The following is a 13,097-nucleotide window of genomic DNA, read 5'->3' as shown; positions in this document are numbered from 1 at the left end:
AAGGCTCTTAAAAAAGCCACTCTCTAAAACATACCAAAAACTGGGCTATGGATTGTTTACCACGGCGATTTTGGTAGGGGTATTTAATTTTGTTGGTTCGGCAGGTGTATTTATCTGGCTCCTTATCTTAATGGCAGCTTTATTTTGTTTTCCGTTTGTCGCGCTTTTTATTAAAAGGAATTAAGCATGTCTCAAACAGATAAAATCCAACCACATTGGTGGAGTAAGACGCTAGCGGGGGTGTTTGCAGGGTTTTTCTTGGCGCTAGGCTTGGTAGGAATTTTTGCGTGGGTTGGCCCGACAGGTCTTACAGAGCAAATTACCCCAGAGCAGCGGTCCTGGAAAACACAATTTAATATGTGGATGATCACGCCTGTTTGGTGCTTGATCTTAAGCTTTGTCTATATGTTTAAAACCGGTAAGCAAGCTTGGTTTTATCTTGGCAGTAGCGCTGTTTTATCAATTGCAATTGTCTATGCATTAAGGAGTTACCTATGAAGATTAGGTCAGACATTTTAAGGACATACCAGAGCTTGCATACATGGACAGGTATCACAGCCGGTTTATTACTGTTCATAGGCTTTTTTGCTGGTTCGTTAACTATGTTTAGCTCTGCTATTAACGACTGGGCGACACCACCAGACTATCAATTACCTCAGGTAGAGTCTGGTCAGCACGATGTATTATTACAACAAGTTTTATCCTTAAACCCTGAGGCACTCAAAGGGGTTTCAGTCAGCTTTGAAGAAGCTAGTTCACCCGTATCATGGTATGGGCATGGTTCAGCGCGTGGGTTTTCGATGGACGACCAAGTTTGGCATGCAACACTAAATGAACAAGGAGATATGATCACCGAGTTACGTCATGTGAACGAGCTTTCTATGCTAGTGGATTACTTACATCGCTCGGCGGGGATCATTGGTGAACTTGGCCATGACCAAGCGGGTGTGTATGTGCTAGGCGTCGCCGCATTTTTATACTTTATTGCGCTTGTGTCCGGGGTGATTTTTTTATTACCAAGCTTAGTAAAAAGCTTTTTTGCTTTGAGAAAAGAAAAAGGTGCAAACCGTTTTTGGCTAGATTCACATAATCTTGTAGGTATTGCGAGTTTGCCGTTTCATATCATTATCGCTGTGACCGTAATCGTTTTTTCATTTCATGATTTATTTTACGGTGGTTTGAGCCAAGTTTACGGTGATAAACCCATGTTTGGTGGTGGTGAAACGCATAAAGAGATTCGATATGAATTAAAAGATCTACCATCGTTAGATGACATTAAACAAGCCACATTAACGTATGCACCAGGTTATGAAGTAAAAAGCATTAGTTTAAGCCGTTTAACGACAGCACACCCTTCTGCAACGGTAATGATAGTCAGTGAGCGTACGTTGATGCGCGGTCCGCATAATGATTATGTATTTATGAACCCTTTCACATTAGAGATAAATTCGAGTAGTGTCACAAGTGATCATGGGCAGCAAGGCATCTGGGGCGCAGTCGTAACGAGCTTTTTTGGCTTACATTTTGGGAGTTATGGCGGAGAGCTAGGCAGATGGCTTTATTTTGTAATGGGCTTAGGCGGTGCATTCTTGTTTTACAGTGGAAACCTAATCTGGCTCGAAAAAAGGCGTAAAAAACAATCTACTAAGCAAAGTCGCTCAAGTCACTTTATGGCTAATTTAACAATTGGTGTGACGCTGGGATGCCTAATTGGTTTAGCGGGTACTTTTGCAGCCAGCAAATGGCTGACATTAGCTGATTGGAATATTAATATAGCTTATATGTGGGTTTACTATACATTGTTCTTAAGCACAATGGCGAGCGCATTTATTATAGGCGCAGCAAGGTTCAGCATAATTGGCTTAAGCTTGTTTATTGCATTGTGTATTATGATACCACTTAATTCAATGATTGCTTTAGCACTACCTTCAATTGGGATTTGGAGCCCTAACTCGATGGCCGATTTTGGAATTGAAATGGGCGCGATTGGATTTGCACTGGCCGCTTGTTATGCATTAAAGCGAGCACGACAGAGAGTTTATGAAGGTGAAGTAGACAGTATTTGGTATTGCCCTAAGATGAGTAAGCAGCCTCACGTTCGAAGTAGAGTAGCATAATACCTCGTTTGGCCGGAAGGTATGCCGGCTATTTAGGAGTCTAGAACTGAACCGAGAGACACTTGGTTGCGACCGTGTTGTTTAGCAAAATACAAGGCCATATCGGATTGTTTAACCAATTCATGTGGCTCTAAGTCTATACCCCAACGCGTAGCAATGCCTATACTTACAGTCAGCTTAATTACTGTATTTTCAAATCTAACGAATGATGCTTCAGTGTGCTTTCTTACCAACTCGGCCAACTCAAATGCATCACCTTCATTGCATTCGGGGAGCAAAATACAAAACTCTTCTCCACCATAACGAGCAACAATATCTCCAGCTCGAGTACATGTCTTTTTTAGTATATCCGCGATATGGGCAATGCATTTATCACCACACTGATGGCCATAGGTATCATTAATTTTTTTAAAATGGTCAATATCGATCATTAATAAGCTGACAGAATGTCCGAATCGCTTCGCTCTCATGCATTCAGTATTGAGTGCATCATTGAGGCTTCGTCTATTAAATACTTGTGTGAGTTCATCAATACGAGAGATGTGTTTGAGTTTGTCGTATGCAGTTTGAAGCTCTCTAGTTCTGTTCATGACTTCTGTTTCTAGACGTTGATTAGCTTTACGAATTTCTGTCATACTTCTTGCCTGCGCAACAAAACGCTTCCTTCTTTCTGAGTTTATTCTTTCTGCCATAGCAAAGGACAAACACGCAACTTCTATAGAAGTACCTATGGTTAACGCATGCTCGGTAAACCAGTTATTAGGTAAGAAGTTTAACTTATTTGCGGCAAGGATAAGTCCACCACATAATGCTGCATTCCATGCCAATGAATAATATGTAGAGAAATGTGTGCCTTCAAAAAGTTTTACTGTCCTCGTAATGACTCCCCAGGAGCAGGCTATTGAAGCATATAAAATGATAACTCTTATCATAGTTCCATAGGTAAAATACATAGATGCAAATAACAAACAGATCCCTAACCCTATAATGATGAGACAGCCTCTGTATAAAATAAGGCTATTTTTTCTGAGTTCTAACAGTTTGATAATGAAAAATGTACCCGCTAAAACAGCTGCCACCAAGAAAAATAGAATGGATTGGTCGTTCCACCATAAACTCCCTTGCCACAAGTACCTAAAGGCAAGTCCAGATAAACTGAAATAAAACGCGATTATGGCCGAGACGTAAACAACGTAGTATAGAAAAGTTTCGTCTTTGAGAGACATGTACATAAATATGTTGTAAATCACCATAATACTCATTAAACCAAAATAGATTCCGAGAAAAAGCGTGTTGAGTTGATCGGTTTCATAGAACTCTTTTTGTTCCCACAGTCGTATCGGTAACTGTAAAGCACTGGTAGATTCTGCTTGAATAAACAAAGTCAGAGGGCCACTTATATCTTTACGTATGGGTAAAATAAAGTTGTGGTGTTTGATTAGGCGGTCGTCAAAATGCTGTTTGTCTCCAAGTTTGGCATAGCTGAGTACATCATCATTATCCATCAAGTAGAGTTTTAAACTATCAAGAACCGGGTAGGCAATTTCTACTAGGTAAGTTTGTTCGTCGCTGGGTAGTGAGAAATCTACTTTTACCCAATAAACATGGTCGGTATAACCCAAGTTAAAATTATTGACTTCATTCGTTGTCCAATGATTTTTAGGTAAAGAAAGCACATCTACGATACCAAATTGGTTATTTTGTAGATACTGACTTCCAGCGCTGAGATTGACGTATTTGCCATTAGTTAACGTAAGATCTGACTCAGCTGCGTGGGCAGAGGACAGGAAGCAAAACAATAACACGAATATGGTTTTCACAAGCGACAGATTGGGTAATGACTCTACCTAAAGCTTAGAAGTGGATATCCGATTGAGCAAAAACAATATAAAAGAACACATCATACAGTGTTATGTATGTATCATTTGTAGCTTCGCAGTAAGAAGTGACACTAAGTCGACAGGAGATAAGTGTTCATTATTTAGTCCATAGATAAGCGTCATAAAGTAACAATCCATCATCGCTGTAGCTTTTATTTCATCGTACTTATGACCTTCAAAAAGCATGTGTTTAAACTCTGTAAGTTGTTCTTCAAAAAATGCACTATGCCACATTAAGTCCTGCAAAAGTGCTTTGCTAAAAGGGCGGTTTTCACAGTAAAAACGGTATAAAAACTTAGCGTAATGCCTAAGGCGCAAACGAGGGCTTGTCTGCTCATTTTCTTGATGTGCAGTTTTGAGTACTTCATCAATACGTTGGTGCATTGCAAGTTTCAAAATATCAATTTTGTTAGGGAAGTGGCTAAACACCGTGCCAGTGGCTACAGACGCATGTGTCGCAATTTGGCGAGTTGTTGTCTCTGCATAGCCATACTCTTGGAATAAGTTCCAGCTAACATCTAGTATTTTTTGAGCTGTTATTTCTCTTTTTTTCATATTAAATCAACGTATTGAGTACATATGAAAGCTTATCATAAATTACCACAAATGTAACAAACTAATCTTTATATTGACAAAATTGAGCGCGCTCATTAAATTAAATGAGCGCGCTCAATTATTAGGAGGTATTTAATGCTAACGCGAATTATCGGCTATATCTTATTTGTCCCGTTTATTGCTTTTTATAGCTATGTACTTGGACCCGTACTAAAATTAGTTCTCATTCCAGGCGGGCTGATGTTATTTATTTTTATTCTCGGTCCAGAAGCGTTTTTGAAGCATTGGCGCTTAGCTTCAGAAAAGCGTAGTGCTGATCTAAAATCAGTCCAAGAAAGTCCGATTGGATAATATTTGGTAAAAACGTATTCTTTGCAATGAGTTATATTGCAGCCAAAAAACCGCACTCTGCGGTTTTTTAATTATTGATGCTCGCTTTAACGTATCACTCGGGTATAATACTCCCGATTTCGGCGCAACCCCTTTAGCGCTGTAGTAAGTATCGTTTAATTTAGAATTGAGGATTTATTATGACGGTTGGCATTATCATGGGCTCTAAGTCGGATTGGCCTACAATGCAACATGCGGCAGATATGTTAGATAAGTTTGGCATTGAGTATGAAACAAAGGTGGTTTCGGCGCATCGTACTCCTCAATTATTGGCCGATTATGCATCATCAGCAGCAGATCGCGGTATTAAGGTTATCATTGCTGGAGCAGGAGGTGCAGCGCACTTACCAGGTATGGCTGCTGCATTTACAAGCTTACCAGTACTTGGTGTTCCTGTTAAATCTAAAACGCTAAATGGCGTTGATTCTTTACTTTCTATTTGTCAGATGCCAAAAGGTGTTGCAGTAGGCACACTGGCAATTGGTGATGCTGGTGCCGCAAATGCTGGTCTGCTAGCTGCTCAAATCTTAGGTTGTCAGCAACCAGAAATTTTTGAGAAGGTAGAAGCATTCAGAAAAGCACAAACTGAAACAATTCTAGCTAACCCTAACCCTGCTGAGTAATATGAAGGTACTAGTTCTAGGCGCGGGTCAATTGGCCCGCATGATGAGCCTAGCTTCTACACACTTGGGTATAGATGTTTTAGCTTACGATGTAAGTTCTAAACAAGTGATAAACCCGGTGACTTTTGAAGTAAAACCAACCACACTTGAACAGGAAGTCGAACAGTCTTATGCTATTACGGCTGAATTTGAACATATTCCTGAAGATGTTTTACGCGTCTGCCAACAAAGCGGAAAATTCTTCCCTGGCGCTGAGTCTATCGCGACAGGCGGCGACCGTAGTAAAGAAAAGTCTTTGTTAGACAATGCGCAAGTTCCTTGTGCTCCCTACGCATTAATAACAGAAAAACAAGCATTCATTGACGCCATAGATGAACTTGGTTTACCTCTTGTGATCAAAACCTGCCAAGCAGGTTACGATGGTAAGGGGCAATGGCGCTTAAAAACACCAGATGATGCAGAGCAAGTTTGGTCTGAAATGAAAGACTTTTTAGATGCTGGCACTGGCGATGCACCACATTCTATCATTGCAGAAAAAATGATACCGTTTGATAGAGAAGTATCTATTATCGGCGTGCGTGCCAAGGATGGACAATACAAAGTATATCCTTTAACTGAAAATCAGCATACTAACGGTGTTTTAACTCTATCTATTGCAGGTAAGGAAAAAGCCGCTATTCAAGCCCAAGCTGAATCAGCATTTGAAAAGCTAGCAACAGAGTTAGATTATGTTGGTGTATTAGCAATCGAGTTTTTCGATGTTGGTGGTCAATTACTGGTCAACGAGATTGCACCTCGTGTTCACAACTCAGGCCATTGGACACAACAAGGAGCGCATACTAGTCAGTTTGAAAATCACATGCGCGCAATTACTGGGTTGCCGATTGGCTCAACTGAGTTGGTTAGGCCTACAGCGATGATCAATGTACTCGGACAGCAAAGCATTCCACACAGTGTTTTAGCTGTGTCTGATTGTACAAGCCACTGGTATGGTAAAGAGTCAAAACCAGGTCGTAAAATGGGGCATATCAATGTGTCGGCAGACAACCTACATCAATTAGGTGAAAGGTTAGCAGAGCTCGCTGATATACTCCCTGATGATGATTATCCTGGTGTCGGTGCTACAAGCCACACTTTGATTTTGAATTAAAAAAAGCCGAGCAATAGCTCGGCTTTTTATTGTATTAAGTACTTATTAAGTTCGTCTATGTTCACGAATAACCCAAACTATCCTAAAGCGTTATACATATTGTGCTTCATTGCATCTGTTAGCCCACTGTTGGGTTCTGCAAGCGCGCTTTTTTTAGGTATTGCATTTGCACTTTTTTTAGGAAATCCGTTCGAAATCAAAAGTGCGAATTTATCAAAGTTGTTGCTTAAAATTTCGGTGATAGGGCTAGGATTCAATGTAGACATCATGCAAGTATTGGAGGTCGGTCGAAGCTCCATTGTTTTAACTATTGTAAGCATTACTGCAATTATTGGCCTTGGCGAAATTTTAACTCAGCTTTTTCGTTTAAATAAAAATACGGGAACTTTGATATCGTTTGGTACTGCCATATGTGGTGGCAGCGCTATTGCAGCGATGGCGCCGGTGATCAAAGCTAAACAAGACGAAATTGCAGTGGCACTGGCCATTGTATTCTCACTTAATGCTGTTGGTTTGTTGGTATTCCCTTGGCTCGGTCATTATTTTGAACTCAGTCAAAGTCAATTTGCTGTTTGGAGTGCACTTGCCATTCATGATACGAGTAGTGTTGTTGGGGCCGCAGCGGCATACGGCCCAGCAGCACTTGCTATGGCAACAACAATTAAACTAACTCGTGCAATGTGGATTGTCCCATATACAGCGTTGGCAGGTGTGTTTTGGCGATCGGAGGAGCGAGCAAGTATCCCCTTGTTTATTATTGGCTTTTTATTAGCCGCAGCAATAAACACTTGGGTGCCAACGCTCAAACCAATTTGGGAATTAAGTTACGAGGGCGCTAAAGCACTGTTGGTTGGCACCTTGTTTTTGATTGGCTCTGGGATTTCAAAGAAAGTTTTATCGCAATGCGGCTGGCAACCTTTTGTTATGGCATTGATTTTATGGGTCATCGTCAGTTCTGTCATACTTGTATTAATTATTGACGGTTTTATTAAATAAAATTACTAAATTTTTTTGAACCTTTTAATTTTGCACTAGTCTTATTATGTGAGGCTTGGATATGCCTCATTTCATACTCGTTGTTCATCAACGACTATGTGAGCGCAGAGAGTATTTGGCCAGTAGCTTTACTGGCCTTTTTTTACTCTTCATTGTTTCCTTTTTGTGAACGCACCTGCAAACAAGCTAAAAACTTTGTTTATTGGTCTTAAACCTATCGAATAATGTTCTATCTTTTGATTAAATTGCGACGATTAAAATCTTAAAAGAAGAGCTCTAATGAAAAAATCCCTTTTGAGCATTGCCGTAGCAGGTTTACTGCTAACGGGCTGTCAAACAACAAGCCAACAATCTGATCTTGAAAACGCAAATAATAGTGCGATAACTGTTGTAGAAAACGTGCAAACACCGCTTGATTTTGGTAGCGAAAATATTACGCTCGAGCAAGCTATGGCTGATCCAGATTGGATAAGTCGCTCACCAGAAGGTGCGTACTGGGGGGCAGATAGCGAGACAATCTACTTTAATCAAAAACAGGTTGGAAATCAGCTTAGGGATACTTTTTCAATCAATAGTAAAGGTACAAAGCAAATCGCTTTGTCAAACCTGCATAAGATTGGTAGTAATAACGCAATTTACTCTACCGATGGTAAGCTGCAAGCATACACGTTTCAAGGCAATATTTTTGTCAAAAATACCGAAACGCAACAGATTAAACAGCTGACTCGTTCAAGTGAAAAAGAAAGAATTATCCAGTTCATGAATTCTGGAGAGCTTGCCTATAAAGTAAAAAATACAATTTTTTCGGTTGATGTTGAAACAGGCCTTACACAAGAACTTGTAAAGATACACTTAGGCAATAAGCCACAGGGTACGCCAGAGCCATCAACCTACATCGCTAAAGAGCAACATAAACTCATTGATTATGTTGCGCTAACTCATAAAAACGCACTGGATAGAGAAGCGCGTCAAGCAGATATTGAGTTGCAAAATGGTTCAATTGCAAATCAGCAAATATACCTTGGCGAAGGAAATAGACTTGTAGAGTCAAGTATTTCGCCAAGCGGCGACAAGCTCATTGTGGTAGTAAGTAAAGATGATGTTTTCTCTCAATCGACTAGCAAAGACATTATGCCAAACTACATTGGGCAAGATGGTAACATCGATCCAGTGCAAGCTCGAAGCAGAGTCGCTGATAACAAACCAGTAGAAGTAGAAGTACGTTATTTTGATTTAAAGACGGGTGTTGAAAAGTCGATTGGTTTCGAAACATTACCTGGGTTTGATGAAGACGTCTTAGCGGATGTTAAAAGAGAAAATGCTGAGGCCATAGGTGAGACTTACAAGTCTGTGAAAGAGCCAAGAGCTATCAAGATGATGTTAGACTGGTACTGGTCGCAGTCTCCAATCCAGTGGAATAGCAAAGGCGATCAAGTTGCCTTAATGTTCAAAGCATGGGACAACAAAGACCGTTGGATCGCCACATTAGACTTTGATAAAGGTGAGCTTGAACCTCAGCATAGGCTTCATGACAAAGCTTGGGTTAACTATGCTTACAATGATTTTGGTTGGCTGAACAACGAAGATACACTGTTCTTCTTATCCGAAGAATCAGGATACAGTCACTTATATGTAAAGCCTATTGATGGCAAAGCAAAACAACTGACTTCAGGTAAATTTGTTGTTTCTGAACCAAAGCTGACCCGTGACAACAGTAAGTTCTTCTTTAAGGCAAACGTTGATCACCCTGGTATTTATGAAATTTACACGGTTGATGTAAATACCAAAGAGAAAGTTGCGATTACAGATCTTAATGGCTTGACGGATTATTCTTTAAGTCCTGATGAGTCAAAAGTATTGCTTAAGCACTCGAAAATTATGATGCCAACAGAGCTGTATGTTGCTGATGCAAAGCCTAATGCTCAGCCTAAGCGCCTAACAAATACAGTATCAGACGAGTTTTTAAACAAAAAGCTAATAGCCCCGAAGATAGTTGCTGTACCATCTAGCCACACCGACGAGCCTATCTACGCGAAGGTATATTATCCAGCTGATTACAAACCTGGTGAAACGGGTAAAAAGCGTAAAGCGGTTATCTTTAACCATGGTGCTGGCTACTTACAAAATTCACATATGGGTTGGTCGGTTTATTTCCGAGAATTTATGTTCCATTCACTACTTGCAAGCGAAGGCTATGTGGTAATGGATATGGATTACCGTGCGTCTAAAGGTTACGGCCGTGATTGGCGTACAGCAATTTATCGTCAAATGGGCACACCTGAAATTCAAGACTTGGCTGATGGCGTTAAGTGGATGACAGAGAATGCCAATGTAGATGCAGGTTCAGTAGGTACTTATGGGGGCTCTTACGGTGGTTTCATGACCTTTATGGCATTGTTCACACAACCTGAGCTTTTCCAGGCTGGAGCTGCACTTCGTCCAGTTACTGATTGGGCATATTACAATGACCCGTACACGTCTAATATTTTGAACAGACCTGATGTAGATCCAATTGCATATAAGCGAAGTTCACCAATCTACTTTGCAGAAGGTTTAAATAAACCTCTATTAATCAATGCCCCAATGATTGATGACAATGTATTTTTCCAAGATGTTGTTAGATTAGTACAGCGTTTCATTGAACTTGAAAAAGAAAATTTTGAAACAGCCATCTACCCAGTAGAGCCGCACGGTTTCGTTCAACCATCAAGCTGGCTAGATGAATATCGTCGTATCTACAAACTATTTAAAGAAAACCTTTAAATAAAATACAAAAAGCCAGCATACTGCTGGCTTTTTTAAGTTTTATTGGTCAGTGTTTACACCAGTTAAATTGCGTTATTGTCTGCCTGTTTAAGAGTCAGAGATATCGTTGCGTTGGCTACTTTTTAAGAGAGGAATTGCCAGCACAAGACCACCTATTGCCCCAATAAGGTGCGATTCTATTGCCACTCGAGAAGCAATTAAATTGCCGACCTCTGCACTGGGTCCAGCATATTGCTCCCAAGCGAGTTTACCCGCTATGCCCAGGAATAAAAGCATACCAGTTGACTCTTTCATTTGAATATCTTTGAGCGCGCCCCAAACAATAATTCCGTGTAGCAATCCGCTCAATCCTGTGTATACTCTGATATCTGGACAAAATAGCCATATACCTAACCCGGTCCATAATCCGAGTAATAATACATGTGTAAAATAGCGGCGTATTGACGTATGCTCCGCATGCAGTACCCATATAAATAAAATGCCGACAAGGTTCAAAACCAAGTGCATCCAGTTAGTGTGGATATATTGACTACTCCAAATTCGCCAAATTTGACCTTCACTGATCAACTGACGATGAAACTCAAGGGTATCTCGCATATCAAACACCATGAGTAGCGTTGCGATTATCGCTAGGGTTACCGGTGGAATTATGTATTGAGGGCTGATAGGAAGGTTGAAACCAAACATGCTATGTCTACAATAATAAAGGTATTTTTATATATTGTGCCTGTTAACTTTTATGATGCCAACGAAGATCGAAAATAAATAATGAATACAATCAAATTTAAGCAAACATTCATTGCACTCATACTTGCTTCTAGCTTTCCTGCGCTAGCAGATCAAGCTGACCCTAAAAAAAGAGAAGCGAGGGAGCCGGAGGCGGCGACAGGATTTACTCTTAAAAAAGAAAAAATCTCTGAAAAATACATGGTTGTTGCAGCTAATCCCCATGCAAGTAAAGCAGGCCAGTTGATGCTGCAACAAGGCGGTAGCGCTATTGATGCTGCGATTGCTGCACAGCTTGTACTTACTTTGGTTGAGCCGCAATCTTCAGGCATTGGAGGGGGCGCTTTCATTCTTCATTATGATAAACAAAATAACTATTTAACAAGCTTTGATGGCCGAGAAACCGCGCCTAAAAAAGCCGACCATAAGCTCTTTTTAGACAAAGAGGGCAAACCTGTAAGATGGATTGAAGCGGTTGTTGGTGGGCGATCGGTGGGTGTACCTGGTATCATTCATTCAATGAAGCAAGCACATGATAAATATGGTGTACTTAAGTGGAAACAGTTATTTAAGCCCGCTATCGAACTTGCAAGTAAAGGGTTTAAGGTATCACCCAGATTGCATATGCTGTTAAAAAAGGAGTTTAATCCGGGTCTCACAAAGTTGTCCCCAGCCAAAGAGTACTTTTATCCTAATGGAAAAGCTTTAGAAATTGGTGCGTTAGTTAAAAATCCTGAATTAGCTAGCTTGTATAGAGAAATCGCAGAGTATGGACCAAAGGCCTTCTATGAAGGTAAGTATGCTGAGGATATGGTAAAGGCGGTGCAAAACTCTGAAATAGCACCAGGTCATTTATCAATGTCAGATTTGGCTAATTATCAGAGTAAAGAGCGTCACCCAGTTTGTACTTCTTACCACGACTACAAAGTCTGCTCAATGGCACCTCCCAGCAGTGGAGGCTTAACGGTATTGCAAATATTAAAGCTGTTGGAAGGTAAAAAGCTAGCACAATATAAGCCAAATGACCCTCAAGCTGTTCATTTATTTACACAGGCCTCTCGTTTAGCATTTGCTGATCGCAACTTTTACATTGCGGACCCAGATTTTGTTGATGTACCTACACAAGGGCTACTTAACCCTGTTTATTTGAAGTCTCGAGCTAAATTAATTGGCGATAGGGACAATCAAAATATGCCAGTGGGCGATCCTACCAAAGGCAAATTAGCGTATGCGCAAGATAACAGCTATGAATTACCCTCAACCACGCATCTCTCCATTGTAGATAGTAAAGGTAACGCAGTTTCTATGACTAGCTCCATTGAGATGGGTTTTGGATCTACGGTGATGGTTAATGGCTTCCTATTGAACAACCAACTTACTGACTTTTCGCTAGCGCCTAAAGTCGGGGGAAACTGGGTTGCTAATAGAGTAGAACCAAATAAGCGGCCAAGAAGCTCAATGGCGCCAGTAATGGTTTTCAATAAAGATGGGAGTTTAAAGTTAGTTGTTGGCTCTCCCGGAGGTAGCAGAATTATAAATTATGTTGCCCAAACAGTGATTGGTGTACTGGACTGGGGCCTCACTCCTCAACAAGCGATAAACCTGCCTAGAGTGACCAATAGGAATAAGTATACGACTTTGGAGAAAGGAACTGCGCTTAAAGCAATGAAGCCATGGCTTGAGTCGAAAGGGCACAAAGTACGTATCTCTGACCTAAATTCAGGGATCCATGCAATCGAAATTAAAGAAGGCCTTCTTTTTGGTGGTGCAGATCCCCGAAGAGAAGGGGTCGCACTTGGAGAATCTAGCGAGTAAGCGTAGGATATTACAGATTATTCAGTTATAATGTATAACCCTGTTTACGGATCTCTCTTCCGTTTACAGGGCCGTTTTA

General features: G+C 40.7%; 11 protein-coding genes. 8 read left to right on the top strand and 3 right to left on the bottom strand.

Features of this window, described 5'->3' with window-relative positions:
* Window positions 1-186: 186 nt before the first annotated feature.
* Together JF50_RS14325 and JF50_RS14320 are read left to right on the top strand one after the other, a co-directional pair.
* On the top strand, window positions 187-498 hold the full coding sequence (locus tag JF50_RS14325; RefSeq protein ID WP_039610094.1) for a hypothetical protein: 312 nt from the start codon (window positions 187-189) through the stop codon (window positions 496-498).
* Window positions 495-2,117 carry a PepSY-associated TM helix domain-containing protein gene (locus JF50_RS14320; RefSeq protein ID WP_039610093.1) on the top strand — a complete coding sequence of 541 codons (1,623 nt, stop codon included), beginning with the start codon at window positions 495-497 and terminating at the stop codon, window positions 2,115-2,117. The genes JF50_RS14325 and JF50_RS14320 overlap by 4 nt, the downstream gene beginning before the upstream one ends.
* Before the next feature lie 32 nt (window positions 2,118-2,149).
* Here JF50_RS14320 and JF50_RS14315 read toward each other — a convergent pair whose 3' ends face one another.
* A complete protein-coding gene (locus JF50_RS14315; RefSeq protein ID WP_052262310.1) occupies window positions 2,150-3,937 on the bottom strand; it encodes a sensor domain-containing diguanylate cyclase in 1,788 nt (595 codons plus the stop codon).
* 90 nt (window positions 3,938-4,027) lie between these two features.
* Window positions 4,028-4,552: a TetR/AcrR family transcriptional regulator gene (locus JF50_RS14310; protein ID WP_039610092.1), complete on the bottom strand. Its 525-nt coding sequence runs from the start codon at window positions 4,550-4,552 to the stop codon at window positions 4,028-4,030.
* Window positions 4,553-4,687: 135 nt separating this feature from the next.
* Here JF50_RS14310 and JF50_RS14305 point away from each other — a divergent pair, with 135 nt between their 5' ends.
* The 5 genes from JF50_RS14305 (at window position 4,688) to JF50_RS14285 (ending at window position 10,474) form a co-directional block, all read left to right on the top strand.
* Window positions 4,688-4,903 carry a hypothetical protein gene (locus JF50_RS14305; protein ID WP_039610091.1) on the top strand — a complete coding sequence of 72 codons (216 nt, stop codon included), beginning with the start codon at window positions 4,688-4,690 and terminating at the stop codon, window positions 4,901-4,903.
* Between the two features lie 179 nt (window positions 4,904-5,082).
* On the top strand, window positions 5,083-5,565 hold the full coding sequence (purE, locus tag JF50_RS14300) for a 5-(carboxyamino)imidazole ribonucleotide mutase (RefSeq protein WP_039610090.1): 483 nt from the start codon (window positions 5,083-5,085) through the stop codon (window positions 5,563-5,565).
* Window position 5,566: 1 nt separating this feature from the next.
* On the top strand, window positions 5,567-6,715 hold the full coding sequence (locus JF50_RS14295) for a 5-(carboxyamino)imidazole ribonucleotide synthase (protein ID WP_039610089.1): 1,149 nt from the start codon (window positions 5,567-5,569) through the stop codon (window positions 6,713-6,715).
* Between the two features lie 57 nt (window positions 6,716-6,772).
* The gene (locus JF50_RS14290) at window positions 6,773-7,711 is read left to right on the top strand and encodes a YeiH family protein (protein ID WP_039610088.1); all 939 of its coding nucleotides are present in this window, start codon (window positions 6,773-6,775) and stop codon (window positions 7,709-7,711) included.
* Window positions 7,712-7,990: 279 nt separating this feature from the next.
* Window positions 7,991-10,474, top strand: coding sequence for a prolyl oligopeptidase family serine peptidase (locus JF50_RS14285; RefSeq protein ID WP_039610087.1), 2,484 nt, complete (start codon window positions 7,991-7,993; stop codon window positions 10,472-10,474).
* A 90-nt stretch (window positions 10,475-10,564) separates the two neighbouring features.
* Here JF50_RS14285 and rrtA read toward each other — a convergent pair whose 3' ends face one another.
* Entirely contained in the window at window positions 10,565-11,164 is a 600-nt protein-coding gene (gene rrtA / locus JF50_RS14280; protein ID WP_039610086.1) for a rhombosortase, read from the bottom strand.
* 81 nt (window positions 11,165-11,245) lie between these two features.
* On the opposite strand from rrtA, the gene ggt reads away from it, so the two are divergent.
* Window positions 11,246-13,018: a gamma-glutamyltransferase gene (gene ggt / locus JF50_RS14275; protein ID WP_039610085.1), complete on the top strand. Its 1,773-nt coding sequence runs from the start codon at window positions 11,246-11,248 to the stop codon at window positions 13,016-13,018.
* The last annotated feature ends 79 nt before the right edge of the window (window positions 13,019-13,097 follow it).

Source organism: Pseudoalteromonas luteoviolacea (assembly GCF_000814765.1).
Lineage (GTDB): Bacteria > Pseudomonadota > Gammaproteobacteria > Enterobacterales > Alteromonadaceae > Pseudoalteromonas > Pseudoalteromonas luteoviolacea_H.
The sequence above is the reverse complement of the archived record's forward strand: the minus strand, read 5'-3'. Positions and strand labels throughout refer to the sequence as shown.

Coding starts and splice junctions, on each gene's coding strand:
- JF50_RS14320 (WP_039610093.1), top strand. CDS start 495: ATGAAGATTAGGTCAGACATTTTAAGGACATACCAGAGCTTGCATACA.
- JF50_RS14305 (WP_039610091.1), top strand. CDS start 4,688: ATGCTAACGCGAATTATCGGCTATATCTTATTTGTCCCGTTTATTGCT.
- purE (WP_039610090.1), top strand. CDS start 5,083: ATGACGGTTGGCATTATCATGGGCTCTAAGTCGGATTGGCCTACAATG.
- ggt (WP_039610085.1), top strand. CDS start 11,246: ATGAATACAATCAAATTTAAGCAAACATTCATTGCACTCATACTTGCT.
- JF50_RS14310 (WP_039610092.1), bottom strand. CDS start 4,552: ATGAAAAAAAGAGAAATAACAGCTCAAAAAATACTAGATGTTAGCTGG.
- JF50_RS14295 (WP_039610089.1), top strand. CDS start 5,567: ATGAAGGTACTAGTTCTAGGCGCGGGTCAATTGGCCCGCATGATGAGC.
- JF50_RS14285 (WP_039610087.1), top strand. CDS start 7,991: ATGAAAAAATCCCTTTTGAGCATTGCCGTAGCAGGTTTACTGCTAACG.
- rrtA (WP_039610086.1), bottom strand. CDS start 11,164: ATGTTTGGTTTCAACCTTCCTATCAGCCCTCAATACATAATTCCACCG.
- JF50_RS14325 (WP_039610094.1), top strand. CDS start 187: ATGTCTCAAACAGATAAAATCCAACCACATTGGTGGAGTAAGACGCTA.
- JF50_RS14290 (WP_039610088.1), top strand. CDS start 6,773: ATGTTCACGAATAACCCAAACTATCCTAAAGCGTTATACATATTGTGC.